General features: G+C 73.2%; 23 protein-coding genes. 14 read left to right on the top strand and 9 right to left on the bottom strand.

Annotated features, from left to right (window positions below; translation table 11 throughout):
* The first annotated feature begins 54 nt into the window (after positions 1-54).
* The 5 genes from JMJ56_RS13240 (at position 55) to JMJ56_RS13260 (ending at position 5,799) form a co-directional block, all read left to right on the top strand.
* The gene (locus JMJ56_RS13240) at positions 55-2,958 is read left to right on the top strand and encodes a helicase-related protein (protein WP_202832248.1); all 2,904 of its coding nucleotides are present in this window, start codon (positions 55-57) and stop codon (positions 2,956-2,958) included.
* Between the two features lie 3 nt (positions 2,959-2,961).
* Positions 2,962-3,264 carry an RNA-binding S4 domain-containing protein gene (locus tag JMJ56_RS13245; RefSeq protein ID WP_043361097.1) on the top strand — a complete coding sequence of 101 codons (303 nt, stop codon included), beginning with the start codon at positions 2,962-2,964 and terminating at the stop codon, positions 3,262-3,264.
* A gap of 177 nt (positions 3,265-3,441) precedes the next feature.
* The gene (fdxA, locus tag JMJ56_RS13250) at positions 3,442-3,774 is read left to right on the top strand and encodes a ferredoxin FdxA (protein ID WP_043361096.1); all 333 of its coding nucleotides are present in this window, start codon (positions 3,442-3,444) and stop codon (positions 3,772-3,774) included.
* A 274-nt stretch (positions 3,775-4,048) separates the two neighbouring features.
* Positions 4,049-4,858: a CarD family transcriptional regulator gene (locus JMJ56_RS13255; RefSeq protein ID WP_202832249.1), complete on the top strand. Its 810-nt coding sequence runs from the start codon at positions 4,049-4,051 to the stop codon at positions 4,856-4,858.
* Positions 4,858-5,799 (top strand): ketopantoate reductase family protein, encoded by a 942-nt coding sequence (locus JMJ56_RS13260; RefSeq protein WP_202832250.1) that lies wholly within the window; start codon positions 4,858-4,860, stop codon positions 5,797-5,799. Before JMJ56_RS13255 ends, JMJ56_RS13260 begins: the two co-directional genes overlap by 1 nt.
* On the opposite strand, the gene JMJ56_RS13265 is transcribed toward JMJ56_RS13260, so the two are convergent.
* The 4 genes from JMJ56_RS13265 to JMJ56_RS13280 form a co-directional block, all read right to left on the bottom strand.
* Positions 5,779-6,975 (bottom strand): MFS transporter, encoded by a 1,197-nt coding sequence (locus JMJ56_RS13265; RefSeq protein ID WP_202832251.1) that lies wholly within the window; start codon positions 6,973-6,975, stop codon positions 5,779-5,781. The two genes, JMJ56_RS13260 and JMJ56_RS13265, sit on opposite strands and share 21 nt — an antisense overlap.
* A gap of 43 nt (positions 6,976-7,018) precedes the next feature.
* A complete protein-coding gene (locus JMJ56_RS13270) occupies positions 7,019-7,708 on the bottom strand; it encodes a DJ-1/PfpI family protein (RefSeq protein WP_202832252.1) in 690 nt (229 codons plus the stop codon).
* 114 nt (positions 7,709-7,822) lie between these two features.
* A complete protein-coding gene (locus JMJ56_RS13275) occupies positions 7,823-8,386 on the bottom strand; it encodes a TIGR04282 family arsenosugar biosynthesis glycosyltransferase (RefSeq protein ID WP_202832253.1) in 564 nt (187 codons plus the stop codon).
* Positions 8,383-9,048: a TIGR04283 family arsenosugar biosynthesis glycosyltransferase gene (locus JMJ56_RS13280; protein WP_328702372.1), complete on the bottom strand. Its 666-nt coding sequence runs from the start codon at positions 9,046-9,048 to the stop codon at positions 8,383-8,385. Before JMJ56_RS13280 ends, JMJ56_RS13275 begins: the two co-directional genes overlap by 4 nt.
* Before the next feature lie 83 nt (positions 9,049-9,131).
* On the opposite strand from JMJ56_RS13280, the gene JMJ56_RS13285 reads away from it, so the two are divergent.
* The gene (locus tag JMJ56_RS13285) at positions 9,132-10,250 is read left to right on the top strand and encodes a PA0069 family radical SAM protein (protein WP_202832255.1); all 1,119 of its coding nucleotides are present in this window, start codon (positions 9,132-9,134) and stop codon (positions 10,248-10,250) included.
* Between the two features lie 42 nt (positions 10,251-10,292).
* Here the strand turns inward: JMJ56_RS13285 and JMJ56_RS13290 are convergent, their stop codons facing one another.
* The gene (locus tag JMJ56_RS13290; RefSeq protein WP_202832256.1) at positions 10,293-10,679 is read right to left on the bottom strand and encodes a cupin domain-containing protein; all 387 of its coding nucleotides are present in this window, start codon (positions 10,677-10,679) and stop codon (positions 10,293-10,295) included.
* Positions 10,680-10,766: 87 nt separating this feature from the next.
* Between JMJ56_RS13290 and JMJ56_RS13295 the strand changes: the two genes are divergently transcribed.
* From JMJ56_RS13295 to JMJ56_RS13305, 3 genes are all read left to right on the top strand, one after another.
* Positions 10,767-11,162, top strand: coding sequence for a cupin domain-containing protein (locus JMJ56_RS13295; RefSeq protein WP_202832257.1), 396 nt, complete (start codon positions 10,767-10,769; stop codon positions 11,160-11,162).
* A complete protein-coding gene (locus JMJ56_RS13300; protein ID WP_407927911.1) occupies positions 11,113-11,778 on the top strand; it encodes a ribonuclease HII in 666 nt (221 codons plus the stop codon). The genes JMJ56_RS13295 and JMJ56_RS13300 overlap by 50 nt, the downstream gene beginning before the upstream one ends.
* A gap of 83 nt (positions 11,779-11,861) precedes the next feature.
* A complete protein-coding gene (locus JMJ56_RS13305; RefSeq protein WP_328702373.1) occupies positions 11,862-12,950 on the top strand; it encodes a site-specific DNA-methyltransferase in 1,089 nt (362 codons plus the stop codon).
* Between the two features lie 13 nt (positions 12,951-12,963).
* Here the strand turns inward: JMJ56_RS13305 and JMJ56_RS33835 are convergent, their stop codons facing one another.
* Both JMJ56_RS33835 and JMJ56_RS33840 read right to left on the bottom strand, forming a co-directional pair.
* Positions 12,964-13,146 (bottom strand): hypothetical protein, encoded by a 183-nt coding sequence (locus JMJ56_RS33835; protein WP_236037732.1) that lies wholly within the window; start codon positions 13,144-13,146, stop codon positions 12,964-12,966.
* 30 nt (positions 13,147-13,176) lie between these two features.
* A complete protein-coding gene (locus tag JMJ56_RS33840; RefSeq protein ID WP_328702374.1) occupies positions 13,177-13,467 on the bottom strand; it encodes a methyl-accepting chemotaxis protein in 291 nt (96 codons plus the stop codon).
* A gap of 77 nt (positions 13,468-13,544) precedes the next feature.
* On the opposite strand from JMJ56_RS33840, the gene JMJ56_RS13315 reads away from it, so the two are divergent.
* A complete protein-coding gene (locus JMJ56_RS13315) occupies positions 13,545-14,771 on the top strand; it encodes a M20/M25/M40 family metallo-hydrolase (protein ID WP_202832259.1) in 1,227 nt (408 codons plus the stop codon).
* A 7-nt stretch (positions 14,772-14,778) separates the two neighbouring features.
* On the opposite strand, the gene JMJ56_RS13320 is transcribed toward JMJ56_RS13315, so the two are convergent.
* Complete coding sequence (locus tag JMJ56_RS13320) at positions 14,779-15,837, bottom strand: A/G-specific adenine glycosylase (RefSeq protein WP_202832260.1); 1,059 nt, start codon at positions 15,835-15,837, stop codon at positions 14,779-14,781.
* Between JMJ56_RS13320 and JMJ56_RS13325 the strand changes: the two genes are divergently transcribed.
* From JMJ56_RS13325 to JMJ56_RS13335, 3 genes are all read left to right on the top strand, one after another.
* Positions 15,838-16,302: a DUF721 domain-containing protein gene (locus JMJ56_RS13325; RefSeq protein ID WP_202832261.1), complete on the top strand. Its 465-nt coding sequence runs from the start codon at positions 15,838-15,840 to the stop codon at positions 16,300-16,302.
* Between the two features lie 19 nt (positions 16,303-16,321).
* Complete coding sequence (locus JMJ56_RS13330) at positions 16,322-16,930, top strand: DsbA family protein (protein ID WP_202832262.1); 609 nt, start codon at positions 16,322-16,324, stop codon at positions 16,928-16,930.
* A gap of 86 nt (positions 16,931-17,016) precedes the next feature.
* Positions 17,017-21,546 carry an AAA family ATPase gene (locus tag JMJ56_RS13335; RefSeq protein ID WP_456318790.1) on the top strand — a complete coding sequence of 1,510 codons (4,530 nt, stop codon included), beginning with the start codon at positions 17,017-17,019 and terminating at the stop codon, positions 21,544-21,546.
* A gap of 4 nt (positions 21,547-21,550) precedes the next feature.
* On the opposite strand, the gene JMJ56_RS13340 is transcribed toward JMJ56_RS13335, so the two are convergent.
* Positions 21,551-22,627, bottom strand: a complete 1,077-nt coding sequence (locus JMJ56_RS13340) for a sensor histidine kinase (RefSeq protein WP_202832264.1) — start codon at positions 22,625-22,627, stop codon at positions 21,551-21,553.
* 118 nt (positions 22,628-22,745) lie between these two features.
* Here JMJ56_RS13340 and JMJ56_RS13345 point away from each other — a divergent pair, with 118 nt between their 5' ends.
* Positions 22,746-24,611 (top strand): ABC transporter ATP-binding protein, encoded by a 1,866-nt coding sequence (locus JMJ56_RS13345; RefSeq protein WP_202832265.1) that lies wholly within the window; start codon positions 22,746-22,748, stop codon positions 24,609-24,611.
* Position 24,612: the final 1 nt, after the last annotated feature.

Below are 24,612 nucleotides of genomic sequence, written 5' to 3' on the forward strand. Positions count from 1 at the left end.
ATCCGCCGCCATCCGGCCCATGCATGGCGCCGCATGTCGGATACCCATCCCCCAATGTTCGAAGCCAGGGTCCGTGCGGTGCTTGGCCCGACCAACACCGGCAAGACGCATCTGGCGATCACCCGCCTGCTGGCGCACAGCAGCGGCATCATCGGCTTCCCGCTGCGCCTGCTGGCGCGCGAGAATTATGACCGCATGGTCGCCGCCAAGGGGGAGCGATACGTCGCGCTCATCACCGGCGAGGAGAAGATCGTCCCGCCCGAGGCGAAATGGTTCGCCTGCACGGTGGAGGCGATGCCGCTCGACCGCCGTGTGGAGTTCCTCGCCGTCGACGAGATTCAGCTCTGCGCCGACCCGGACCGCGGCCATGTCTTCACCGACCGGCTGCTGAATGCGCGCGGCATGGTCGAGACCATGTTCCTCGGCGCCGAGACCATCCGGCCGCTGCTCCAGCGCCTGATCCCCCAGGCCGAGATCGAGACGCGCCCGCGCCTCTCCCAGCTCACCCATGCCGGCCCGCAGAAGCTGACCCGCCTGCCCCCGCGCAGCGCCGTCGTCGCCTTCTCCGCCGGCGAGGTCTATGCGATCGCGGAGGCCATCCGCCGCCGCCGCGGTGGCTGCGCCGTGGTCATGGGCCGGCTCTCACCGCGCACCCGCAATGCCCAGGTCGCCCTGTACCAGAACCGCGAGGTTGATTTCCTGGTGGCGACGGACGCCATCGGCATGGGCCTCAACATGGATGTGGACCATGTGGCCTTCGCTTCCCTGCAGAAATTCGACGGCCACAAGCCGCGCCAGCTCACAGCACAAGAGGCTGCGCAGATCGCCGGCCGCGCCGGCCGCGGCATGCGCGACGGGACCTTCGGCGTGACCGGCGACTGCCCGCCGCTGCCGGACGAGATCGTCCACAAGATCGAGACCCATAATTTCGAGCCGCTGCAGACGCTGGCCTGGCGCAACAGCGAACTCGACTTCACCAGCGTCGACGCCCTGCTCGACAGCCTTGCCGCGCCGGCGCCGCAGCCGGGCCTCGCCAAGGGCAACGACGCGACGGACCACATCACCCTCTCCATGCTGGCGCGGGAGGATGAGGTAAGGGCGCTCGCCACCAGCCGCGCCCGGGTGCGGCTGCTCTGGGAAGCCTGCCAGATCCCGGACTTCCGCAAGCTCTCCGACGACAGCCACGCCGCCCTGTGCAGCCGGGTCTTCCGCCACCTCGCCGAGGACGGCGTGCTGCCCGACGAATGGGCGCTCGGCCAGATCGCCCAGTGCAGCAGCATCGAGGGCGACCTCGACACGCTGATGGCCCGCCTCGCCAGCATCCGCGTCTGGGCCTATGTCGCCGCCCGCGCCGACTGGCTGAAGGATGCGGCGACGATCCAGGCGGAGGCCCGCAAGGCCGAGGATGCGGTGAGCGACGCGCTGCACGAGCGCCTCACCGCCCGCTTCGTCGACCGCCGCGCCGCCCATCTCATCCGCCGCCTCGACGACACCGAGGAGGAGCTGCTCTCCGCCGTCACCCGCAGCGGCGAGGTGGTGGTCGAGGGCCATCCGGTCGGCAAGGTCGAGGGCTTCCTCTTCCACCCCGAGGCCGAGGCGGAGACGGAGGAGCAGCGCAAGCTCATCCTCCGTGCCGCCCGCCGCGCCCTGAAGGAGGAGATGCCGCGCCGGGTCGCCGCCCTCGAGGTGGCCAAGGACGACGCCTTCGCCCTCACGGCCGGCCACCGCATCACCTGGAACAACGGCGCCGGCATCGCCGAGGTCGCCCGCCTCCGCCCCGGCTCCGAGCCCTCGAAGCCGCTGGTCGAGCCGCTGCCGAGCGAGTTCCTCGACGGTGCCCAGCGCGAGCGCGTCCGCGCTCGCCTCGCCAAGTTCGTGGAAGGCCTGATCGCCAAGGAGCTCGGCATCCTGGCGACGATCGAAGCCAAGGCCGAGGCAGAGGGCGCGCTGCGCGGCCCGGCCTTCCTGCTGCGCGAGCAGCTCGGCCTCGCCCTCGGCGGGACGGAAGGCAATATCAGCCCGGACCTGCGGCAGAAGCTGAAGGCAATCGGCGTGCGCGCCGGCCGCTTCGCCCTTTTCGTGCCGGAGGCGCTGAAGCCGCGCGCCATGGCGCTGCGCGCCCAGCTCTGGGCCATGTCGCGCAACATCGACACCCCGGGCCTGCCCGCGCCCGGCCTCGTCGCCCTGCAGAAGCCTGAGCCGGGGATGGCGACGCCGCCGATCTGGGCCGATTGGCCGCCGGGCTTCGCCGCGACCATCGGCTGGATTGAGGCCGGGCCGGTACTGCTCCGCCTCGACGTGGCGGAGCGCATCGCCGCCGAGCTCGGCTACCTGACCCGCCGCGCCCCTGCCCCGCCGCCGCCCGACCTCGCCAGCCGCCTCGGGGTGAAGGCGGATACGCTCGGCGTGACGCTGACCGCGCTCGGCTTCCGCCTCATGGAGCCGCAGGCCCTGGAGGAGGGGCAGTACGGCCCGCCGACGCCGCTCCGCATCGCCCAGCCGCGGCCGCAGCACCATGCCCGGGGCGGCGAACGCCGGCCTCAGGGGCCGCAGCCTCAAGGCCAGCCCCATCAAGGCCAGCGCGACCGCCGCCCGCCGCAGCAGGCTCGGCCGCAGCCGCCCGCCCTGCCGGAGGGGATGTTCGGCCCGCCGGTGCCGGCCGAGCTGCTGCGCGGCCCGCGGCCGCAGCATCACGGCAAGCCGCAGCATCACCAGGGCCGGCCGCCGTACCAGGGCAAGGGCCCACCTCAGCATCGCGGCCCGCGGCCCGAGGGCCGGCCGGAGCATCGCCAGGAGGGCCGGCCCGAGGGACGGCCTGAAGGCCGCCTTGACCAGCAGCGCCCGCGCCATGACGGCCCGCCACGCGGCCCGCGCCCGTCGCAGCCGCCGCGCAAGCCGGAGCCGCGGATCAACCCCGACTCGCCCTTCGCCATCCTGGCGCAGCTCAAGCTGCGTTAGGCCGTGGCGGAGGCTGAGGACCAGGACTGGCAGCGGCTCGACAAATGGCTCTGGTGCGCGCGGGTGGCGAAGTCCCGCGCCGCCTGCGCCCGCATCGTCGAGACCGGGGGCGTCCGGGTGAACCGCCAGCCGACCGACAAGCCGCATTACAAGCTCCGCCCGGGCGACGTGCTGACCTTCGCCCTCGGCAGCGCCGAGCGCGGCGTGGTGCGGATCTGGCGCGTGCTGGCGCTGGGCGACCGGCGCGGGCCGGCGAGCGAGGCGCGGCTGCTCTTTGAAGACATGTCAGGCGACTCTTCGGCCTGACCGCTTGCCAGCCGGGCCGTGCCGGTCCATGTCTCCGCCTCGCCGCATGGACTGCGCCAGGGCGTGCTTCGCGATCACTGGATTGCCGAGCAGACCCCGGCTTAATGTTGTGTCGCATGATTCACGCCTCCGGCCGTTCCAGCCTCTGGCGATCATGCTCTTGGGGACCGATCCGCCGTGACTTATGTCGTCATCGAAAATTGCATCAAGTGCAAGTTCATGGACTGCGTGGAGGTTTGCCCGGTCGACTGCTTCTATGTCGGCGAGAACATGCTGGTCATCCATCCTGATGAGTGCATCGACTGTGGCGTCTGCGAGCCGGAGTGCCCGGCCGAGGCCATCGTTCCCGACAGCGACGACCGCGCCGCCCCGTATGCCGAGCTGAACCGCAGCTATGCCGCGGAGTGGCCGAACATCACCCGCAAGGGCGAGCCGCCGGCCGATGCCGACGAGTGGAAGGACAAGCCCGGCAAGCGGGAGCTGTTCAGCGCCAATCCCGGCAAGCCCTGAGGTCCGGCGCGTCTCACGATTGCGACGGCGCTCTCTGGCTGGACACCTGGGTGACATCCCAGGGAAATAATGCTATGCTTTCGGGATGACGGCGAAACCGCCCCGGTTCGTCCGAGCCTCGCAGGCGCCCAGGATGGCCCTGTCCGCAGGGCTTCGGTCCGGCCGATGAATCGGGCCGGTCCTGAGCCGATGACAAGTCCTGGCGATAGCCCCATCTGTGCGCCCTTCTCTGGCGCCGCGTGGCGTCGCCGGTGACGCAGGAGAGTTACCCGGAATGAAGCAACCCGCCCGCGCCAAGCCATCGGCCCCGAAGGCCGAGACGGGCCGCCCATCGGGCTCCGCGGCGCGCCCGGACGAGACGAAGCCCGCACGCGCGGTCGCCGCCTCGGTCGCCAAGTCGCCCGCCAAGCACGCCTCCGACAAGCCCGCCCCCGGCAAGCCCGAAGCCGAGGCCCCGCAGGGCATGGCCGAGGCCCAGGCCGCCGCCCCGTTGCCCCCGCCCCTGCCGACCTATTCGAGCGGGGCGCCGCCCAGCGGCCCGGTGCCGATGCGCCGCGACACCCACCCCTCCATCCCGCCCCGGCAGCCCTCGAAGCCCGTCGACTTCAAGGCCGGCGACCATGTCGTCTACCCGACCCACGGGGTCGGCACCGTCCAGGGCATCGAGGCAATGTCCGCCGCCGGGCTGACGCTCCAGGTCATCGTCGTCACCTTCGACGAGAACCGGATGACGCTGCGCGTGCCGGTCAACAAGGCCGCCTCCTCCGGCCTCCGCAAGCTGGCCGCGCCCGACTCGATGCAGGAGGCGCTGGACACGCTAAAGGGCCGCGCCCGCATCAAGCGCACCATGTGGTCCCGCCGCGCTCAGGAATACGAGGCGAAGATCAACAGCGGCGACCCGGTCGCCATCGCCGAGGTGGTGCGCGACCTGCACCGCAATGCCGGGCAGCCCGACCAGTCTTTCTCGGAGCGGCAAATTTACGAGCAGGCGATGGACCGTCTGGCCGCCGAGCTGGCCGCCATCGACCGCACCGACAAGGCCGCGGCGACTACCAAGCTGCTGGACCATCTGAAGGCCGGCTGATGCGCATCCTCTGCCTCGGCGCCGGCGCCCTCGGCGGCTATTTCGGTGGCCGCCTGGCCCAGGCCGGGGCAGATGTCAGCTTCCTCGTCCGCCCCGCCCGCCAGGGGCGGCTGGCGGCGGAGGGCCTCGTCATCGAGAGCCCCTTCGGCAATGCCCGCCTTCCCGTCCGCACGCTGACGGCGGCGGAGCCCGGCTTCGACCTCGTTCTGCTCACCTGCAAGGCCTATGACCTCGATGCCGCCATCGAGGCGATCCGCCCCGCCATGGGTCCGGCGACGGCCGTCCTTCCCGTGCTCAACGGCCTTTCCCACATTGCCCGCCTGCAACGGGAGTTCGGCGAGGGCCAGGTCCTTGGCGGCCTCGCCAAGATCCAGGCGACGCTGACCCCGGCCGGGGTCGTGAAGCAGTTGAGCGACTGGCGCTGGCTCACCTTCGGCGAGCTGGACGGCAGCGCCTCCGCCCGCACCCAGGCCCTGGCCGCCCTCGCCGCGCCGGCCGAGGGCATGGTTGCCGAGGCCGTTCCCGACATCATGGCGCGCATGTGGGAGAAGCTGGTGCATCTCGGCACCACCGCCCTCGGCACCGTGCTGATGCGCGCCAATACCGGCGAGATCGCCCGCGCGCCCGGCGGCGCCGCGCTGATGCACCGCATCCTGGAGCGCAACGCCGCCATCGCCGCCGCCAACGGCTACCCCGTGCGCCCCGGCTTCATGGAGGAGTTCCGCCGCCTCTTCGCCGACCCCGCCGGCGGCTACGCGGCTTCGATGCTGCGCGACCTCGAAGCCGGCGGGCGGATCGAGGCCGATCACATCCTCGGCTTCCTGCTCCAGGCGGCGCAGGCGGCCGGCCTTCCGCACGAGCTGCACGAGGCGGCCTACATCCACGCCAAGGCCTTCGAGCAGCGCCGCGACGCCGGCCGCCTACCGGCGCGCCAGGCGTAGCCCCAGCACCAGGATCGCCACAGCCGCCACCGCCAGGGCCGGTGCCACGCCGGCCCCTGCCATCGCCAACCCCATCACCACCGGCCCCAGCGACTGGCCGGCGAAGAAATGGAAGGCGTGCAGCGCGACCGCCGAGCCCCGCGCCTCCGGCGCCAGCTCCGTCACCCGCGTCTGGATGCTGTTGTGGATCATGTAGAAGCCCGTCCCCAGCGCCAGCCCCGCGGCGATGAAGGCCGCCACCGCCGGCGCCAGGGCGAAACCGACCAGCGCCAGCGCCGCCAGCCCTGCCCCCAGCATCACCATCCGCCCCTGGCCGAGCCGCGCCAGCAGCGGCCGCGCCACCATCGCATAGACGACGCCGCCCAGGCCGAAGGCGGCGACGGTCATCCCCGCTTCGGCCGTCGCCCCGAGCGAGCCGCCGAGCCCACGCCCCTCCAGCATCGGCGCGAAATAGGGAAAGGTGCCGAAGACCAGCACCCCCTCGATCGCCACCGCGGCATAGAGCAGCCGCGCCTGGGGCAGCGCCAGGATTCCCCTGTACCGCCGGATCGCCCGCGCCGCGTCGAAACGCGCCCGCGGCTCCGGCACCCGGCTGAGCGGAATGGCCAGCATCACCAGCGCCGCCGCCGCCGCCAGCCCGGCGCAGAGCAGCATCACCCCGCGCCAGCCGATCACCCCGCCCAGCGCCCCGGCCACCGCCCCGCCGGCGATCTGCCCGACGATGGAGAAGACCAGCAGCCGGCTCAGCGCCACCTGCCGCCCCTCGATCGGCACCGCGTCGCCGACGGCGGCGAGCGTCAGCGGCATGATCCCGCCCGCCGCCATCCCGGCCAACGCCCGGAGCGCCAGCAGCACGCCGAGGCTCGGCGCCAGGGGCGCCAGCAGGCAGAACAGGGTCAGGCAGCAAAGTCCTACTTGGATGATCCGCCGCTTCCCCACCGCGTCGCCGACCGGGCCGAGGATCGGCTGGATCAGCGCGAAAGGCAGCGCATAGGCCGAGGCGAGCAGCGCAGCCTCCCGCACCGGCGCCCCGAACTCGCCGGCGAGCGTCGTGACGAAGGGGTCAAGCACGCGCCCGCCGAAGGCCCCAGCGAAGCAGGAAATGCCGAGCAGCAGGATCAGCCGCCGCACATCGGTCCTGGGCTCGGCGGCGGGCGGGATCTGATCGAAGGCCATTCGCCCGAGTGTGCGCTGCACCGCAGCATCGGGCAACAGGCCGTCAGGCGGTGAGCCGCGCCGCCACCCGCTGCACCAGCGCCTCGCGCTCCGCCCGCATCCCTGCCCCGCGGGCCCGCGCCGCCTCCAGCACCGAGGAGGGCGCCGTCTCCGGCCGCCCGGCGTTGAAGGGCGGTGCCGGCGCATATTCGATCTGCAGCTGGATCGCCTGCGCCACATCCGGCCCGGCGATCTCGGCGGCGATGGTCAGCGCGAAATCCACCCCCGCCGTCACGCCGCCGCCGGTGACGAGGTTGCCGTCCTGCACCACCCGCGCCTCCACCGGCACGGCGCCGAAGGCGGCGAGGAAGTCATGGCTCGCCCAATGCGTCGTCGCCCGCCGCCCCTTCAACAGCCCCGCCGCCCCCAGCACCAGCGCCCCGGTGCAGACCGAAGTGAGGTAGCGGAGCCCTGGCGCCTGCGCCCGCAGGAAGCCGAGCACTGCCTCATCCTCCATCAGCGCCGCCACGCCGGGCCCGCCGGGGATGCAGAGGATATCGAGCTGCGGGCAGTCCGCCATCGCCGTATCCGCCAGCATGGTGAGGCCGGTATCGGCGCGGACCGGCCCCGCCTCCTTCCAGATGAGGCGAACCTCGGCGCCCGGCAGCCGGCTCATCACCTCATAGGGCCCGGTGAAGTCGAGCTGCGTGAGCTTCGGGAATAACAGGAAGCCGATGGAAAGCGCTGCGGTCATGGCTGATCCTCCCGCCGCATCCTGCCACGCTCCCGCTCCGGCGATAGCCCCTGCCGGGCCGCGCCAGGGAGCGCCTCGGCAAGGCCGGCGGCATCCGCCAGGGGTGCCTCGGGGTCACCGCCCCAGCCCCCGCAGATCGGCCGCATGATCCACGTCGCGCAGCCGGCGCAGCAGGGCCACCCGATGGCGGGGGAAATTGGCCAGCGTATCCGCCAGCGCATGCTCGGTGGACCAGCGCACCCGGGCGAAGGGATGCTCCGGCCGCCGCGGCCCGAAGCCGACCAGCCAGTAGCCGCCATCCTCCGAGGGGCCGAAGACCGCGTCCGCCCGCCCCAGCGTCCGGAACGCGGCGGCGATATCGGCCGGGCCGATCGCCGGGATGTCGCTGCCGATCAGCACCGCCCGCCGGTGCCGCCCGAGCGCGCGGGCCATCCTCTCCCCAAGATCGCCCCCACCTTGCGGATGCAGCGCCACCCCCGCCCGCCAGCGCGCCCGGTCCGGCGTCGCGGCCAGCAGGAAGCGCCAGCGCCGGTCATGCCCGAGCCGCCGGACCAGCCGCGCCACCTGGCCGCGGTGGAAGCGGAGCGCCGTCAGGTCGCCCACCTCCCGCGCCAGCCGCCGCTTCACGGTGCCGAGCCGCGGCGCGCGGGCGAACAGGATCAGCGTATCTCCCTTCATCCATAGAGCCTTCGGATCGCCCCCGGCGGCACACCGAGGAACCAGAGCGAGAGGCAGAGCAGATTGCGGGCCGAGCGGCGCCGCCATCCTTCCCGCCGCCAGCGCGCCGCCGAGGTCAGCGCCTCGGCCGCCATCGGCGCCAGCCGCCGCCGCCCGAGCCGCCGCACCAGGTCCACATCCTCCATCAGCGGGATCGATCGGAAGCCGCCGACCTGCTCGTAAAGCATCCGGTGGATCAGCAGCCCCTGGTCGCCATAGGGCAGGGCGAGCACCCGACAGCGCCAGGCAACCTGCCGCTCCAGCCGCCGCGCCTCGGGCGAGGGATCGTCGAGGGCGAAGCGGAAGTAGTGCGCCCGCGCCGGGTCGCGCATCGCCGCCCCCACCGCCTCGCGCCAGCCAGGGCCGGGCCTGGTATCGGCATGGAGGAAGAGCAGCCACTCTCCGGTGGCCGCCACCGCCCCGGCCGCAAGCTGCCCTCCCCGCCCGCGCGGCGCGGCGATCACCCGAGCTCCGGCCGCCCGCGCCACCCCGGCCGTCGCATCGGTGCTGCCGCCATCCACCACCACCACCGGCAGTCCGGCGCAGGCCGACAGCACCGCGCCGAGGCCGGCCGCCGCATTTAGCGCCGGGATGATGACGGTCAGGCTTTGTTCCAAGGGCACTTTAACCAAGCGTTCCCACGATGTTCTTGACAGCTCCATCCAGCCTTGGCAGGGTTCCGCAGAACAGAGAAGGAACGGTCGCCATGCCGGACGGATCGTCTGTTTCCGCCCTCCTGCCGGGCGCGCGCAAGGGCCGCGGCGCCCTCTCCAACCCGCCCGTCCGCTTCGAGAGCACGGCGCGGGAAGCCTTCGATGATGGCTGGGACAGCCTGGCCGACCTCGCGGAGCTGCCGCCTCTGCCCACCACGCTGCTGCGCGAGCGGTCGCGGAGCGCGCTGACCTACAACGACAGCCCCGACATCGGCTTCGACCGTTCCATCAACAGCTACCGCGGCTGCGAGCATGGCTGCGTCTACTGTTATGCCCGGCCGAGCCATGCCCATATCGGCTACTCCCCCGGCCTCGACTTCGAGACGAAGCTGCTCTTCAAGCCCGATCTGCCGGCGCTGCTTGAGAAGGAGCTGCGCCGCCCCGGCTATGTGGCGAGGCCCGTCGCGCTCGGCGCCAATACCGACCCCTACCAGCCGGTGGAACGGACCCTGCTGCTGACCCGCCAAGTGCTGGAAGTGCTGGAGCGCTTCTCCCATCCCGTCACCATCGTCACCAAGTCGGCCGGCGTGCTGCGTGACCTCGACATCCTCGGGCGCATGGCGCAGCGCAACCTCGTCCATGTCTGCCTCTCGGTGACGACGCTCGACCCGGCCCTCGCCCGGCGGATGGAGCCGCGCGCCGCCACGCCGTTGCGGCGCCTCCAGGCCATCCACGCGCTGGCCCAGGCAGGCATCCCGGCCGGCGTGCTGGCCGCGCCGATGATCCCCGGCCTCAACGATGCGGAGCTGGAGCGCATTTTGTCCGAAAGCTGCAAGGCCGGCGCCACCCGTGCGGGCTATGTGCTGCTGCGCCTGCCGCTTGAGATCCGGGCGATGTTCGAGGAATGGGTGCGCAGCCACTTCCCCGACCGTGCCGCCCGCATCCTCGCCCTGATCCGCGAGACGCGGGCGGGGGCGATGTACGACAGCCGCTTCGGCACCCGTCAGACCGGCACCGGCCCCTATGCCGACATGCTGGCAAACCGCTTTCACCTGGCAGCGCGCAAGCTCGGCTTCGGCAATAGCCGCGTCGTCTCCCAGGCCCTGGACTGCAGCCAGTTCGCCCCGCCGCCGGAGACCCCCGCTCCGGCGCGGCAGTTGGAGCTGCTGTAGAGGGTGGCCGGGCCAGATTCCCCCGGCCCGGCCACCCGCCCCCTACTCGTCGGCCGTGAAGAATTTCTGCCCGGCGGCGAAGACATTCGGCCTGAGGAAGATGCCTAGGATCAGTGCCCCCTCCGGCCCCGCCCAGGCGACATGGGTGTTGCCCTGCGGCCGCCAGACGAACTGGCCGGGGAGGCACTCGCCCTCCTCGTCGACGAAGCGGCCTTCGAGCACATAGGTCTGCTCGATCGCCGTGTGCTCGTGCAGCGGCACCTCGGCGCCCGGCTCGAGCTTCAGCAGCAGCGTGCACATGCCCGACGGGTCGCTGTAGAGCGTCTTGGAGCGGATGCCGGGGAAGGCGCTCTCCTCCCAGGGCATGCTGGCAGGGTCGAGGAAGACCGAGGGCGGCGAGGGCTCAGGCGCGAGCAGGCGTTGGCGCATGGGAACGCTCCCTTGTTGGTTGTGGAAAGCCTATGCCCCCGGGCGGCCCTTCGCTAGCATCCGTGCGTCTGGGGAAGGAACGGACGGATGCGCTCTCGTCGGGGATTCATGGGCTGCGCCCTGTGCGCGGCGGTCGGCCTGGTGGCGACCAGGGCCGAGGCCCAGACCGGCGGCGTCAGCCGCACCATGCTCGGCACCATCGACTATCCTGGCGACGGCAAGGTCTCCATCCTGATGACGGTGGAACTCGCGCCCAATGCCGTCATCGCCCGCCACACCCATCCGGGCGTCGAATCCTCGGTGGTGATGGAGGGCGAGGTGATGCTGGAGGTCGAGGGCCAGCCTGCCCGCACCTACAAGGCAGGCGAGGGCTTCCAGGTGCCGCCCGGCGTGCCGCATGCCGGCAGGAACGGGCCGGCGACCTCGAAGCTCGCTGCCACCTACATCGTCGAGAAGGACAAGCCCCTCGCCTCCCCGGCCTGACTTCGCGCTGGAGGCCGCGGCGGGCGGCCGCGTCGCCGGCATCGACGAGGCCGGACGCGGCCCGCTGGCCGGGCCGGTGCTGGCCGCCGCCGTGGTCTTCCCGCGCGGCGTGCCGCCGGCGCTGGCTGCGCTGCTCGACGACAGCAAGCGCCTCACCGCCGCCGCCCGTGCGGCGGCGTTCGCGGCGCTGCGGGAGGCCGCGGCACGTGGCGAGGCGGAGTGCGCCATCGGCGCCGCCTCCGCCGCCGAGATCGGCAGGCTGAACATCCTGCGCGCCACCCACCTCGCCATGGCCCGCGCGGTCATGCGCCTCGGCGTGCCGCCTGCGCTCGCCCTGGTCGACGGCAACCGCGCGCCGCCGCTGCCCTGCCCGGTGCGCTGCGTCATCGGTGGCGACGGGCTGAGCTTCTCCATCGCCGCCGCCTCCATCCTCGCCAAGGTGGTGCGCGACCGCGCCATGGCCCGGCTCGACCCCCGCTGGCCGGCCTATGGCTTCGCCCGCCATGCCGGCTACCCGACGGAGCGCCATCGTGCCGCACTCGCCGAGCATGGTCCCTCGCCGCATCACCGCCGGGGATTTGCGCCCGTCGACCAGGCGGCGCTTCGCTTCGGTTGACCCGGGGAGTCCACCCGGCGATTGTGGTCGCTCGCCGATTCGGTGCGGGAAGGGTTGTGGGCCCAGTCTTGGGGGAGGCTATCTTGGGGACCGGGCTCGATCTTGCCCTCGACCACATCCTGGTCGGGGATTGCATCGAACAGATGCAAATGCTGCCGCCAGCCTCCGTGCACGCGATTTTCGCCGACCCGCCATATAACCTCCAGTTGAAGGGCCACCTGCGCCGGCCCGATGACAGCTTGGTCGACGGCGTCGATGACGAGTGGGACCGCTTCGCCGACCTCGCCACCTACGATGCCTTCACCCGCGCCTGGCTCAAGGAGGCGCGGCGTGTGCTGCGGAAGGACGGCACGATCTGGGTGATCGGCAGCTACCACAACATTTTCCGCCTCGGCGTCGCGCTGCAGGATCTCGGCTTCTGGGTGCTGAACGACGTCATCTGGCGCAAGGCGAACCCGATGCCGAATTTCCGCGGCCGGCGCTTCACCAATGCGCATGAGACGCTGATCTGGGCGGCGCGCGGCGAGGAGAGCCGCTACCGCTTCAACTACGCCGCCATGAAGTCGCTCAACGAGGAGGTGCAGATGCGGAGCGACTGGTTCATCCCGCTCTGCACCGGGCAGGAGCGGCTGCGGGATGAGAAGGGGTCGAAGCTCCATCCGACGCAGAAGCCAGAGGCGCTGCTGCACCGGGTCATCCTCTCCTGCACCAATCCGGGGGAGGTGATCCTCGACCCATTCCTCGGCACCGGGACGACAGCGGCCGTCGCCCGGCGCCTTGGCCGGCGTTATGTCGGCATCGAGCGCGACCCCACCTATGCCGCGGCCGCCCGCGCCCGGATCGAGGCCGTCGAGCCCCTGTCGGAGACCGCCGCCCTGACCATGGCCGGCAAGCGTGAGCAGCCGCGCATCCCCTTCGGCACGCTGGTGGAGCGCGGTTTGGTGCCGGCCGGTTCGCTGCTGGTGGACCGGGCGCGGCGCTGGCAGGCGACGGTGACGGCGGATGGCGCGATCCGCTGCGGCCGGGCGCATGGCTCCATCCATCAGGTGGGGGCAGCGGTGCAAGAGGCGCCGAGCTGCAATGGCTGGGCCTTCTGGCATGTCGAGCTGCCGGGCGGGCGGCTCCGGCTGCTGGACGAGATCAGGACGGAGTTGCTCGGCCGCCAGGGCTGACCCCCGGCGGCGCTCAGGCCGCCCGCACCGAGGCCAGGGAGCCGTCCACCGTCTGCCGCAACTCCGCCGCCTGGCGGGTCAGGCCGCCTGAGGTCTGCCGCAGCTCCGCCGTCGCGCTGACGGCGCGGTCCACCCCGTCCAGCACGCCGTGCATCTGGCGGCTGACCTCCTCGCTCCCGGCCGCCGCCTCGGCCACCGCGCGGCCGATCTCCTGCGCCGCCGCCTGCTACTCGGCCGCTGCCGCCACCTGGCCGGCGATGCCGTTCAGCGCATCGATGGTGCCGGCGATGCCGCAGATCGCCTCGACCACCCGTGCGGTCTCCGCCTGCATGGCGACAATCTGCGGGCCGATCGCTTCGGTTGCCTTCGCGGTCTGGGCCGCCAGCGCCTTCACCTCCCCGACGATGACGGCGAAGCCCTTCCCGGCCTCCCCGGCCCGCGCCGCCTCTCCCCGTTCCCATTCGCCGTAGACGATGTTGCCGCCGACCGCGATGCCGACCAGGGCGACGACCGCCATGGCGCCGCCGATCGTGCAGAAAGCGTAAAGCCGCCGCGCCGCTTGACCGGCCCGGCCGGCGGCGGGATGAGGTAGGCATGAGCCAGACCGCCGCATCCGCCGCCATCGCCGCCATCCTCGCCGACCCGCGCTTCCAGGCCGCTGTCGCGGTGATGGAGCGGGAGCATGGCCGCACCGTCGAGGACATCATCCGCCTGACCGAGATCCCCTCGCCGCCCTTCAAGGAGGAGCAGCGGGCCGCCGCCTATCTCGGGATGCTGCGCGAGCATGGGCTCGAGGAGGTGGAGCAGGATGCGGTCGGCAACGTCATGGGCCGCAGGCGAGGCACGGGCAACGGCACCACCGTGGTTGTCGCCGCGCATCTCGACACCGTCTTCCCTGAGGGGACGGATGTGCGGGTCAGGCGCGAAGGGACCAGGCTCTTCGCCCCCGGCGTCGGCGACGACACGCGGAGTCTTGCCGTCAACCTCGCTTTCCTCCGCGCCATGGATGCGGCCGGCATCCGCACGCGGTCGGATATCCTGTTCCTCGGGGATGTAGGGGAGGAAGGGCTCGGCGACCTGCGTGGGGTGCGGCATTTCTTCACCGAAGGGCGGCACCGCGACCGGGTCGGCGCCTTCTTCACCGTGGACAGCCCGGAAGTCGACCGCATCGTGACGGGGGGCATCGGCAGCAAGCGCTACCGCATCGCCTTCCGCGGCCCCGGCGGGCACAGCTTCGCCGCCTTCGGGCTGGTGAACCCGGCCTATGCGATGGCGCGGGCCTCGCTGACGCTGGCTGGACTCACCGCGCCGAGCGACCCGCAGACGACGCATTGCGTCAGCGTGCTCGGCGGCGGGACCTCGGTGAACGCCATCCCGAACGAGGTGTGGATGGAGGTCGACCTCCGCTCGCAATCGGCTGGCGAGTTGGCGCGGCTGGAGCGGGAGTTCCTCGCCGGCGTCGAGGCGGCCGTCGCGGCGGAGAATGCGGCACGCTCGACGCGGGAGGGGCCGGTGACGGCGGAGGTGACGCCGATCGGCGACCGGCCGGCCGGGCACACGGCGCCGGGAGCAGCGATCGTGCAGCTTGCCGTCGCCGCCGTCGCCGCCCATGGCTATGCGCCGCAGCAGGAATATTCCTCGACGGATGCGAACATCCCGATGAGCCTCGGCATCCCGGCGGTGAAGATCGGCTCCGGCGGCCGTGGCGGGCGGGCGCACTCGCTGGAGGAGTGGATCGACGTGGAGCCGGGCGAGAGTCTGCGCGGCATGTCGGCAAGCCTGGCCGCGATCTTGGCGGTGGCGGGGATGGAGCCGGGCTGAGCGGCCCTCAGCCGGCGAGGGCCAGCAGGCGCCGCATCACCGTCGGCAGGACGGCGGCGGCCTCCATCCGGTCGCGGGCCTCCATGCCTTCGGGCGGGTCGAGGTGGGGAACGGTCGCGGCGTAGAGCCGCATCTCCAGCTCGAAATGGGTGAAGCCGTGGCGCGCGATGCCGGGCAGGCGGCGCCAGGCCAGGCCGGGGATGGGCGCATGGGGCAGCGCTTCCGCCTCGGTCCAGGCTTCGTCGCGCCAGGGGGTGCCGGGGAGTTCCAGCATGCCGCCGAGCAGGCCGCGGGGCGGGCGGCGGCGGAGGAGGAGGTGGCCCGCGGTGTCGGTCAGCAGGAAATGCGCGCCGTGGCGGAGCGGGCGGGCGCGTTTCGGCACCTTGCGGGGGAGGTCGGCCTGGATGCCGCGTTGCTGCGCCAGGCACTCGCCGCGCCATGGGCACAATGCACAGGCCGGCGCCTTCGGCGTGCAGATGGTGGCGCCGAGGTCGAAGAGGGCCTGGGCGAAGTCACCGGGACGGGCGCGGGCAGCCTCGTCGGCCATGAAGCCCTGCGCCGCGGCCGAGAGCCGGGGCTTGGCGGCGGGGAGCGGCGTCTCCTCGGCCAGGAGGCGGGCGACCACACGCTCCACATTGCCGTCGGCCGGCACCACGGGTTCGTCGAAGGCGATGGCGGCGACGGCGGCGGCGGTATAGGCGCCGATGCCCGGCAGGGCGCGCAGGGCCTCGGCCGTGCGGGGGAAGCTGCCCATCGCCGCGACGGCCCGGGCGCAGGCATGCAGGTTGCGGGCGCGGGCGTAGTAGCCGAGGCCGGCCCATTCTTCCATCACCGCTGCCTCCGGCGCGGCGGCTAGGGCCTCGATGGTGGGGAAGCGGGCGAGGAATCGCTCGAATCGTGGGCCGACGGCGGCCACCGTCGTCTGTTGCAGCATGACCTCGGAGAGCCAGACGCGGTAGGGATCGGGCCGGCCGCCATCGCTGCGGCGGAAGGGAAGCGTCCGGCGGTGGCGGTCGTACCAGGCAAGCAGCGCGGTGCCGGGAGGCAGAGGAACGGGTAATGGCATATGGCCAAGGATAGCGAAGATCGGCGATTCGTCTGGGGGCCGCGGCCGCTCGGGACACTCATTCCGCATCTGACGCGCCCGGTCTTCCGCAAGAAGAGCCCGGCCGGCGCGCTGCTGATGGCGGACTGGGCGGAGATCGTCGGGCCGAGCCTCGCCGCCGTCACCAGCCCGAAGCGGGTGACGGCGGGGACGCTGACCATCGGCTGCGTCGGGCCTGTGGCGATGGAGCTGAGCCATCTGGCGCCGCAGCTCATCGAACGGATCAATGCCCAGCTTGGAAAGCCAGTCGTGGAGCGGCTGCGCTTCGTCCAGCAGGCCGCCAGCGCCGCGCCGGCGCGGCCCCGGCCGATGCCGGAGGCGCCGCTGCCGGAGCGGGTGGAGGCGGGGCTCGGTAACCTTCCGGCAGGGGATTTGCGCGAGGCGCTGGCAAAGCTTGCCCGGGGCGTCTATCGAAACCGCGGATGACACGAAGCCTGGAGGCCGCATGCCCCTCTCCCGCCGCCTGATCCTGGCGATGCCGGCCCTTGCCGCCGCGCCTGCCCTCGCCCAGCCCGCCGATCCGCGGCTGGCCGATCGCGGCACCGGCCGGCCGGATGCGCCGGTGACGGTGACCGAGTTCTACTCGCTCACCTGCTCTCATTGCGCCGCCTTCCACCAGAACACCTTCCCCATGGTGAAGCGCGACCTGATCGAGACCGGCGCGCTGCGGCTGGTCTGGGTGGATTTCCCGCTCGACCAGCTGGCGCTGGCCGGCGCCTGCGTCGCCCGCAGCCTGCCGCCGGAGCGGTATGAGGGCTTCATCAGCGCGCTGCTCGCCAACCAGGACCGATGGGCCTTCACCCGCGGTGACCCGCGCGAGGAGCTGGCGAAGATGGCCGCGCTCGCCGGGATGAGCCGCGGCAAGTACGACGAGGTGCTGGCGGATGACGGGCTGAAGCGCGCCATCCTGACGCAGCGGCAGGCGGCCGAGCAGCAGTTCAACATCTCGGCCACGCCGAGCTTTTCCTTCCGCGGCCGCAAGACGGTCAACCAGTCGGGCGACATGCCCTTCGACAGGTTCAAGCAGCTGGTCGAGGAAGCGAGGCGCGGTTGAGCGAGGAGGGCCAGGCGGAGCAGACCGGGGCGGCTGAGGAAGCAGCGGAGCCGCGGCGCGATGCGCCGCGGGCGACGCTCGCCCGGTTGCGCATCGCCGGCTTCAAGAGCTTCGCCGAAGCGACGCTGGTCGAGGTGCTGCCGGGGCTGACGGGCATCGTCGGGCCGAATGGCTGTGGCAAGTCCAACGTCGTCGAGGCGCTGCGCTGGGCGATGGGCGAGACCTCCGCCCGTTCCATGCGCGGCGGCGAGATGGAGGACGTGATCTTCGCCGGCACGGCGACCCGGCCGGGGCGGAACCTGGCCGAGGTCTCGCTCTACCTGGAGGAGGCTGCCGGCCTCGCCCCGCCGCCCCATGCGGATGCGCCGGACCTCGAGATCATCCGCCGCATCGCGCGCGGCGACGGCTCCTCCTTCCGGATCAACGGCCGGGAGGTGCGGGCCCGCGACGTGCAGACCATGTTCGCCGATATCGGCTCGGGCGCCCGCGCCTCGGCCATGGTGAGCCAGGGGCGCGTCTCGGCGATGATCGGCGCCAAGCCGGAGGAGCGGCGGCAGGTGCTGGAGGAGGCGGCCGGCATCAGCGGCCTCCGCGCCCGGCGTCACGAGGCGGAGCTGAAGCTGCGCCAGGCGGAGACGAACCTCGGCCGGGCTGAGGACCTGATGGGCCAGCTGGAGACGCAGCGGCAGTCGCTCCAGAGACAGGCGAGGCAGGCCAACCGCTACCGCAACCTCTCCGGTCTGGTGCGCGGGGCGGAAGCGGAGTGGCTCGCCCTGCTGCGGGCGCGGGCGCAGGCGGCGCTGGCCCTGGCCTCGGCGGAATTTGCCCGGGCCTCGGCGGCGACCAAGTCCGCGGAGGCAGAGGCCGAAGCAGCGGCGCTCCGCAGTTTCGCGGCCGAGAAGGGCGTGCCGGCGCCGCGCGAGGCGGAGGCGGCGGCGCGCACCGCGCTGGAGCGCCGGCGCGTCGAGGCCGAGGGGCTGGATGCCGAGGAACGCCGGGCGCGCGAGGCGCTGGCGGCGGCCGAGGCGCGGCTCGGGCAGATCACCCGCGACCTCGCCCATGCCGAGGCGGTGGAGGGCGATGCGCTGGCGGCCGAGGCGCGGCTGGCGCGGGAGGATGCGTCGCTGGCCGAGGCCGAGGCGAGCCTGCCCGCCCGGCTGGAGGGCGCTGCCGCAGCGCTGGCCGAGGCGACGGAGGCGGCGCGGGCCGCCGAGCGCGCGGCCAATGCGGCGACGGAGGATGCCGCCGCCATCGCCGCCCGCGTCAACTCGGCCGGGATGGAACTGGCGGCCAGCACGGAGCGGGCACGGCGGCTCGGCGCGCAGCGGGATGCGCTGGCGGCGGAGCATCACGCCGCCCTGGCGGCCTGCATCCCGCCGGAGCGGCTGGCAGCGGCGGAGGCGGAGGCCGGCGAGGCGGCTGGCCGGCTGAATGCGGCACGCACCGCCCTCGCCGAGGCGGAGACGGCCCGCGCGGCGGCGCAGGATGCCCATGCGGCGGCCCGGCGCGAGACGGTGGCGGCCGAGGCGGAAGCTGCCCGCGCCCGCACGGCGCTCGCCGAGGCGGAGCAGCGGGCGGCGCGCATCGCTGCCCAGCATGCTCGGCTCTCGGCCGATCATGGCGCGGCGCTCGCCCAACGCATCGCCCCCGGGCGGCTGGCCGAGGGCGAGGCCGCCATCGCCGCCGCCGAGGCCATGCTGGCCGAGGCCCGGACGCGGCTGGAAACGGCCGAAGCGGCTCGCGTCGCCGCGCAGGAGGCCCATGCCACGGCCCGGCGCCGCATGGCGGAGGCCCGCAGCGGGCGCGACCGGGCGCAGGCCGAACAGACCTCGGCGGCACAGCGCGCGGCCCAGGCGCTGGCCCAGCATGGCCGGCTGCTGGCCGAGCGGGATGCCGCCCACGCCGCCACCGTCCCGCCCGAGGCACTGGCCGCGGCACAATCGGCGGCGGCCGGGGCCGAGGCGGCGCTGGCTGCCGCCCTGGCCACGGTCGGTGAGGCCGAGGCCGGGCGCACCACCGCGTCTGGCCGGCAGGCCGAGGCCCGCAGCGTTGCCGCGGCGGCCGAGGCGGATCGTGCCCGCGCCGGGGCCGAGGTCGAGGCGCTGAGCGAAACGCTGGCCGCCGGTGAGGCCGGGGGCAGCGGGGCGCCGCCGGTGCTCGATGCCATCACCGTCCCGCCAGGGCTGGAAGCGGCGCTCGGCGCCGCGCTCGGCGAGGCACTGGACAGCCCGGCCGATCCGCAGGCAGCGCGGCACTGGCGGGCCCTGCCGCCGCTCGGCGCCGCGCCTGCCTTGCCGGCGGGGCTCATCCGGCTCTCGGCCCTGGTCGAGGCGCCACCGGTCCTGGCGCGGGCCCTGTCGCAGATCGGCCTGTTGCCCGACGGAGCGGATGGCGCCGCGGTGCAGGCCGGCCTCGCCCCCGGCCAGGCCGTGGTGGCGCGGGATGGCGCGGCCTGGCGCTGGGACGGGCATACGGCGCGAGCCGATGCGCCGAACCCCGGCGCTGTGCGCCTGCAACAGCGGAACCGCCTTGCCGCCGCCAAGGCACGGCTGGCGGAGGCGACGGAAGCAGCAGCGGCGGCGGCCGGGGCGAGAGCAGAAGCGGAAGCAGCGGAGGCAGCTTCCGCCCGGGCCGAGGCCGAGGCGCGCGAGGCCCGGCGGTTGGCCGAGGCGCATCTAGCCGCGGCCAGGGCGGAGGCCAGCCGGCTCGCGGCCGCAGCGGCCGAGGCGGACAGCCGGCTCGGCGCGCTGGAACCGCAGCTCGCCCGCCTCGCCGAGGCGTTGGCGGAGGCGGAAGCAGCCGCGGCGGCCGCGGCCGCCGCGCTCGCCGCCCTGCCCGCCCCGGAACAGGCGGCAGCGGAGGTCCAGGCCGCCGCACGGGCCGAGAGCGAGGCCAGCGCCGCCGAGGCGGCGGCACGGCGCCAGCGGGCCGAGGCGGAGACGGGATTGCAGCGCGCGCGCAGCGCTTCGGCGCAGCTCGCCGCTGCGGCGACGCAGGCGGAAAGCCGGATCGGCGCGGTGGCGCCGCAGCTCGAACGCCTCGGGGCGGAGCGGGCGGAGGCCGAGGCGGCGCTGGCCGCGCTGCGCGAGATGCAGGCCGGGCTGCCCGATCTCGACGGGCTGCGGCGCGCGGCCGAGGCGGCGAGGCAGGGCGAAGCGGCGGCGGTGGCGGCCGAGGCGGCGGCGCGTCAGGCCCGCAGCGGGGCGGAAGCCGCGCTCCAGGCTGCGCGGGAGGAGGCGGCCCGTCTGGCCGCCGCCGCCGCCCAGGCCGAGAGCCAAGCCACCGCCCTCGCCCCGCAGTTGGAGCGCATCGCCGCCGATGCCGCCGAGGCGGAGGCGGCGCTGGAGCGGGCGCGGGCGGCACAGGCTGCGCTGCCGGACCTCGCCGGCATCCGCCAAGGCGTGGATACGGCGCGCGGTGCGCTGTCGGCGGCACGCGGCCAGGAAGGCGCGGCGCTCGAGGCCCAGGCCGGGTTGCGGGTGGAGCGGGAGCGACTGGCGACACGCCGGGCCGCCATCGCCGCCGAGGGCGCCGACTGGGCCGGACGGCGGGCCGATGCCGCCGGCCGATTGAAAGAGTTGCGGCAGCGCGCCGCCGAGGCGCGGACAACGCGGGACGACCTTGCCGAGCTGCCGGAGGCCGCGGCGGCAGGGCGGCGCCAGGCCGGCGCCGTGCTGGCCGAGGCCGAGGCGGCGCATGCCATGGCCGCCGCCGCCCTCGTAGCGGCCGAGGCGGAGCGGCAGGCGGCCGGCGAGGCTCGGCGCGGCGCGGATGCCGCCTTCGCCGCCGCCCGCGAAGCCCAGCTTCGCGCCGAAGGCACCGCCAGCCAGGCCGAGGCCGCGGCGGCGGCCGTCGAGGAGCGCGTCGCCGAGCGCCTGGGCGAGGGCGCCGAACTGCCGGTGCCGGAGGAGCTCTCCGATGCCGCCGAGGACCGGGCGCGGCGCAAGCTCGAGCGCCTGGCGCGGGAGCGCGAGGACATGGGGCCGGTCAACCTCCGCGCCGATGTGGAGATGGAGGAGATCGAGGCCCGCATCGCCACCATCACCCGCGAGCGGGAGGAGATCGGCACCGCCATCGCCAAGCTGCGCGGCTCGATCGGCGCGCTGAACCGCGAGGGGCGGGAGCGGCTGCGGACGATCTTCGACCGGGTGAACACCGAGTTCCAGAGCCTGTTCGGCCGCCTCTTCGGCGGCGGGCGGGCGCATCTGGCGCTGGTCGGCTCGGAGGATGCGCTGGAGGCGGGGCTCGAGATCTATGCAGAGCCGCCGGGGAAGAAGCTCTCGGCCCTCTCGCTGCTCTCCGGCGGCGAGCAGGCGCTGACGGCGCTCTCGCTCATCTTTGCGGTGTTCCGCTGCCAGCCCGCGCCGGTCTGCGTGCTCGACGAGGTGGACGCGCCGCTCGACGACGCCAATGTCGAGCGGCTCTGCGACCTCCTGGAGGCGATGGCGGCCGAGAGCGGCACGCGCTTCCTCATCGTCACCCACCATCCGCTGACCATGGCGCGGATGCACCGGCTCTATGGCGTGACGATGCAGGAACGCGGGGTGAGCCGGCTGCTCAGCGTCGATCTCGGCCGGGCGGTGGAAATGGTCGAGGGGCAGCAGGCGGCGGAATAGGCCGTCAGCCCCGGCCCCCGGCCGCCGCGGCCGGGAAGCGCAGCTCGACATGGGTGCCGGCGCCGCCAGGTCCCGGGCCGCGGTTGAAGCTGCCGCGAAGCTGCGCCGCCATGCCGCGCAGCAGACGCGTCCCGAGGCCCGTGCCGAGCGGCCGGGCGCGGTTGCCGTTCGTCTGTTCCTCCGGCGAGGTGCCGGTGCCGTCATCCTCGATGGTGAGATGGAATTCGCCGTCGATCCGGCTGAAGCGCACCTGCACGCGGCCGGGGCGGTCGTCGGGGAAGGCGTATTTCAGGGCGTTGGTGACGCATTCGTTCAGCACCAGCCCGACCAGGATCGCGCGCTCCGAATCGAGCGGGTGGGGCTCCGCCTCGGCGGTGAGGACGATGGGGCGCAGGCCTTCGGTCGCATGGGTGCGGGCCAGTTCCATCGCCAGCCCCTCGACGAAGGCGCGGCTGTCGACCACGGTCGGGTCGTCCTCGTGAATCGCCTCCTGCGCCAGCAGGGTATGGACGCGGGCGAGCGCCCGGGCATGCTCGGCCGCCTCGCGCAGCCCATCCTGGGCGGCGGAGGAAGGGGCGGCACGGGCGCGCAGCAGCAGCAGGGCGACCAGGGATTGCAGGTCGTTCCGGCTTCGGTGGCGGAATTCCTGCAGCAGCAGCCGGCGCTGGGAGTCGGTGCGGGCCAGCGCTGCGTGGGCGTCCCGCAACCGCAGCAGCGTTGTCTGGAAGCCGCCGATCACCAAGCTGATGAAGCCGCTGATGATGACGAAGAGACTGAGCCCCCAGAACTGGCGAGGGTCGCCCACCTGGAAGCTCTCCAGTGGCGGCAGGTAGGCCCAGCAGAGCCAGAGCGACGAGAGCAGCGTGGCCAGGAGCCCGGCCGCGGCGCCGAACAGCGTGGCGCTGACCACCACGCCGAGGATCGGCATCAGGAAGACATTCGTGGTGGGCAGCAGCGCATCCATTGCCTGCCGGGCGGCGAAGCCCAAGGCGACGGTAACGGCGGTCAGCAGGAAGCGCAGCCAGGCCGGCAGGGATTGCGCCCGGCCGCTGGTACCCATGAAAGCCGAAAAGGAGATCATTGCGTCAGCAACGGTCTCAGGCACTGGGAGACGCCTCACCACGCGGTTTCGTGAAGCCCAAGCGGCGCTGGCCGCTCCGCGGCTTGACCTCGAGCGCCTGCGGGCGCGTTGTGGCCGTATGCCCTTCCGCTTCTTCGAGCGCCTGGTCGACCCGGTCGCGCCCCCCGGCTCACCCGCCGCGCGGATCCTCGGCACCACGGTGCCCGAGGGGCCGCCGCCCCGCAGCCTCACCGGCTTCTACTGGCATTTCATCGGCCAGGCGCGGGCCCTCTTCGCTGCCCTGTTCCTGGCCGGGCTGCTGGTGGCGCTGATGGATGCGGCGATCCCGGCAATTATCGGCCGGCTGGTGGCGCTGCTGACCAGCCATGCGCCGGACCGGCTCTGGGCGGAGGCCTGGCCCACGCTGCTTGGCATGGCGGCGCTGGTGCTCGTCGGGCGGCCCTGTGCGGTGCTGTTGCAGAACCTCATCACCCAGCAAGGCATCAACGGCAATTTCACCTCGCTGGTGCGCTGGCAGAGCCATTGGGGGGTGGTGCGCCAGGGGTTGCCCTTCTTCCAGGAGGATTTCTCGGGCCGCATCTCCAACCGGGTGATGCAGGCGGGGCCGGCGCTGCGCGAGAGCGTGGTGCAGGTGGTGAATGCCGTCTGGTACATCCTGGTCTATGGCACGGCGGCGCTCGGCCTGCTCGGCGATGCGGACTGGCGGCTGGCCCTGCCGATCGCGGTCTGGTTCTGCGCCTATGCCGCGCTGCTGCGCTTTCTGGTGCCCAGGATGCGAGACCGGTCGCGCGAGGCGAGCGCGCAGCGCAGCCAGCTCACCGGCCGGATCGTTGACAGCTATACGAATATCCAGACGGTGAAGCTCTTCGCCCGGGCGGAGCAGGAGGATGCCTTCGTCCGCGAGGGGCTGCTCGGGCTGAACGCGGCCTTCCAGCGGCAGATGCGGCTCGTGACCCTGAACGGCTTCCTGCTCGGGACGCTGAACGCCTGCATGCTGACGGCGACGGCGGCGACGGGCATCTGGCTCTGGAGCCACGGGCAGATCGGCCTCGCCGCGGTGGCGACGGCGCTGCCGATGGCCTGGCAGATCGCCAATATCTCCGGCTGGGTGGCCTTCAACGTTACCGCCATCTTCGAGAACCTGGGCGTGGTGCAGGAGGCGATGAACTCCATCGCCGTGCCGCCGACGGCGGCAGACCCGCCCGGTGCCGTGCCGCTGCGGGTGCCGCGGGGGGAGATCCGCTTCGAGGGGGTGCGCTTCGCCTATGGGCGGGAGGTGGGGGTGATCCAGGGGCTCGACCTCGCCATCAAGCCGGGGGAGCGCGTCGGGCTGGTCGGGCATTCGGGGGCGGGGAAGTCGACGCTCGTGAACCTGATGCTCGGCTTCTTCCGCCCGGAGGGCGGGCGCATCCTGATCGATGGCCAGGACATTGCGGGGGTGACACAGGAGAGCCTCCGGGCCGCCATCGGCGTCGTGACCCAGGACACCGCGCTGCTGCACCGCTCGATCCGCGAGAATATCCGCTACGGGCGGCCGGAGGCGGGGATGGCGGAGGTGGAGGCGGCCGCCGGCCGGGCGGCGGCGGCGGAGTTCATCGCCGGGCTCGAGGATTGGCGGGGGCGGGCCGGCTATGACGCCCATGTGGGCGAGCGGGGGGTGAAGCTCTCGGGCGGGCAGCGTCAGCGCATCGCCATCGCCCGCGTGCTGCTGAAGGATGCGCCGATCCTGGTGCTGGACGAGGCGACGAGCGCCCTCGACTCGGAGGTGGAGGCGGCGATCCAGGACCAGCTGGCCGAGCTGATGGCGGGGAAGACGGTGATCGCCATCGCCCATCGTCTGTCCACCATCGCCCGGATGGACCGGCTGGTGGTGCTGGAGCACGGCCGGATCGCCGAGGAGGGGACGCATGAAGGGCTGCTGCGGCAGGGTGGCGTCTATGCCCGGCTGTGGCGGCAGCAGAGCGGGGCCTTCGAGGCGGTATGAT

It is taken from the genome of Belnapia arida, from assembly GCF_016773205.1.
GTDB classification, from domain to species: domain Bacteria; phylum Pseudomonadota; class Alphaproteobacteria; order Acetobacterales; family Acetobacteraceae; genus Belnapia; species Belnapia arida.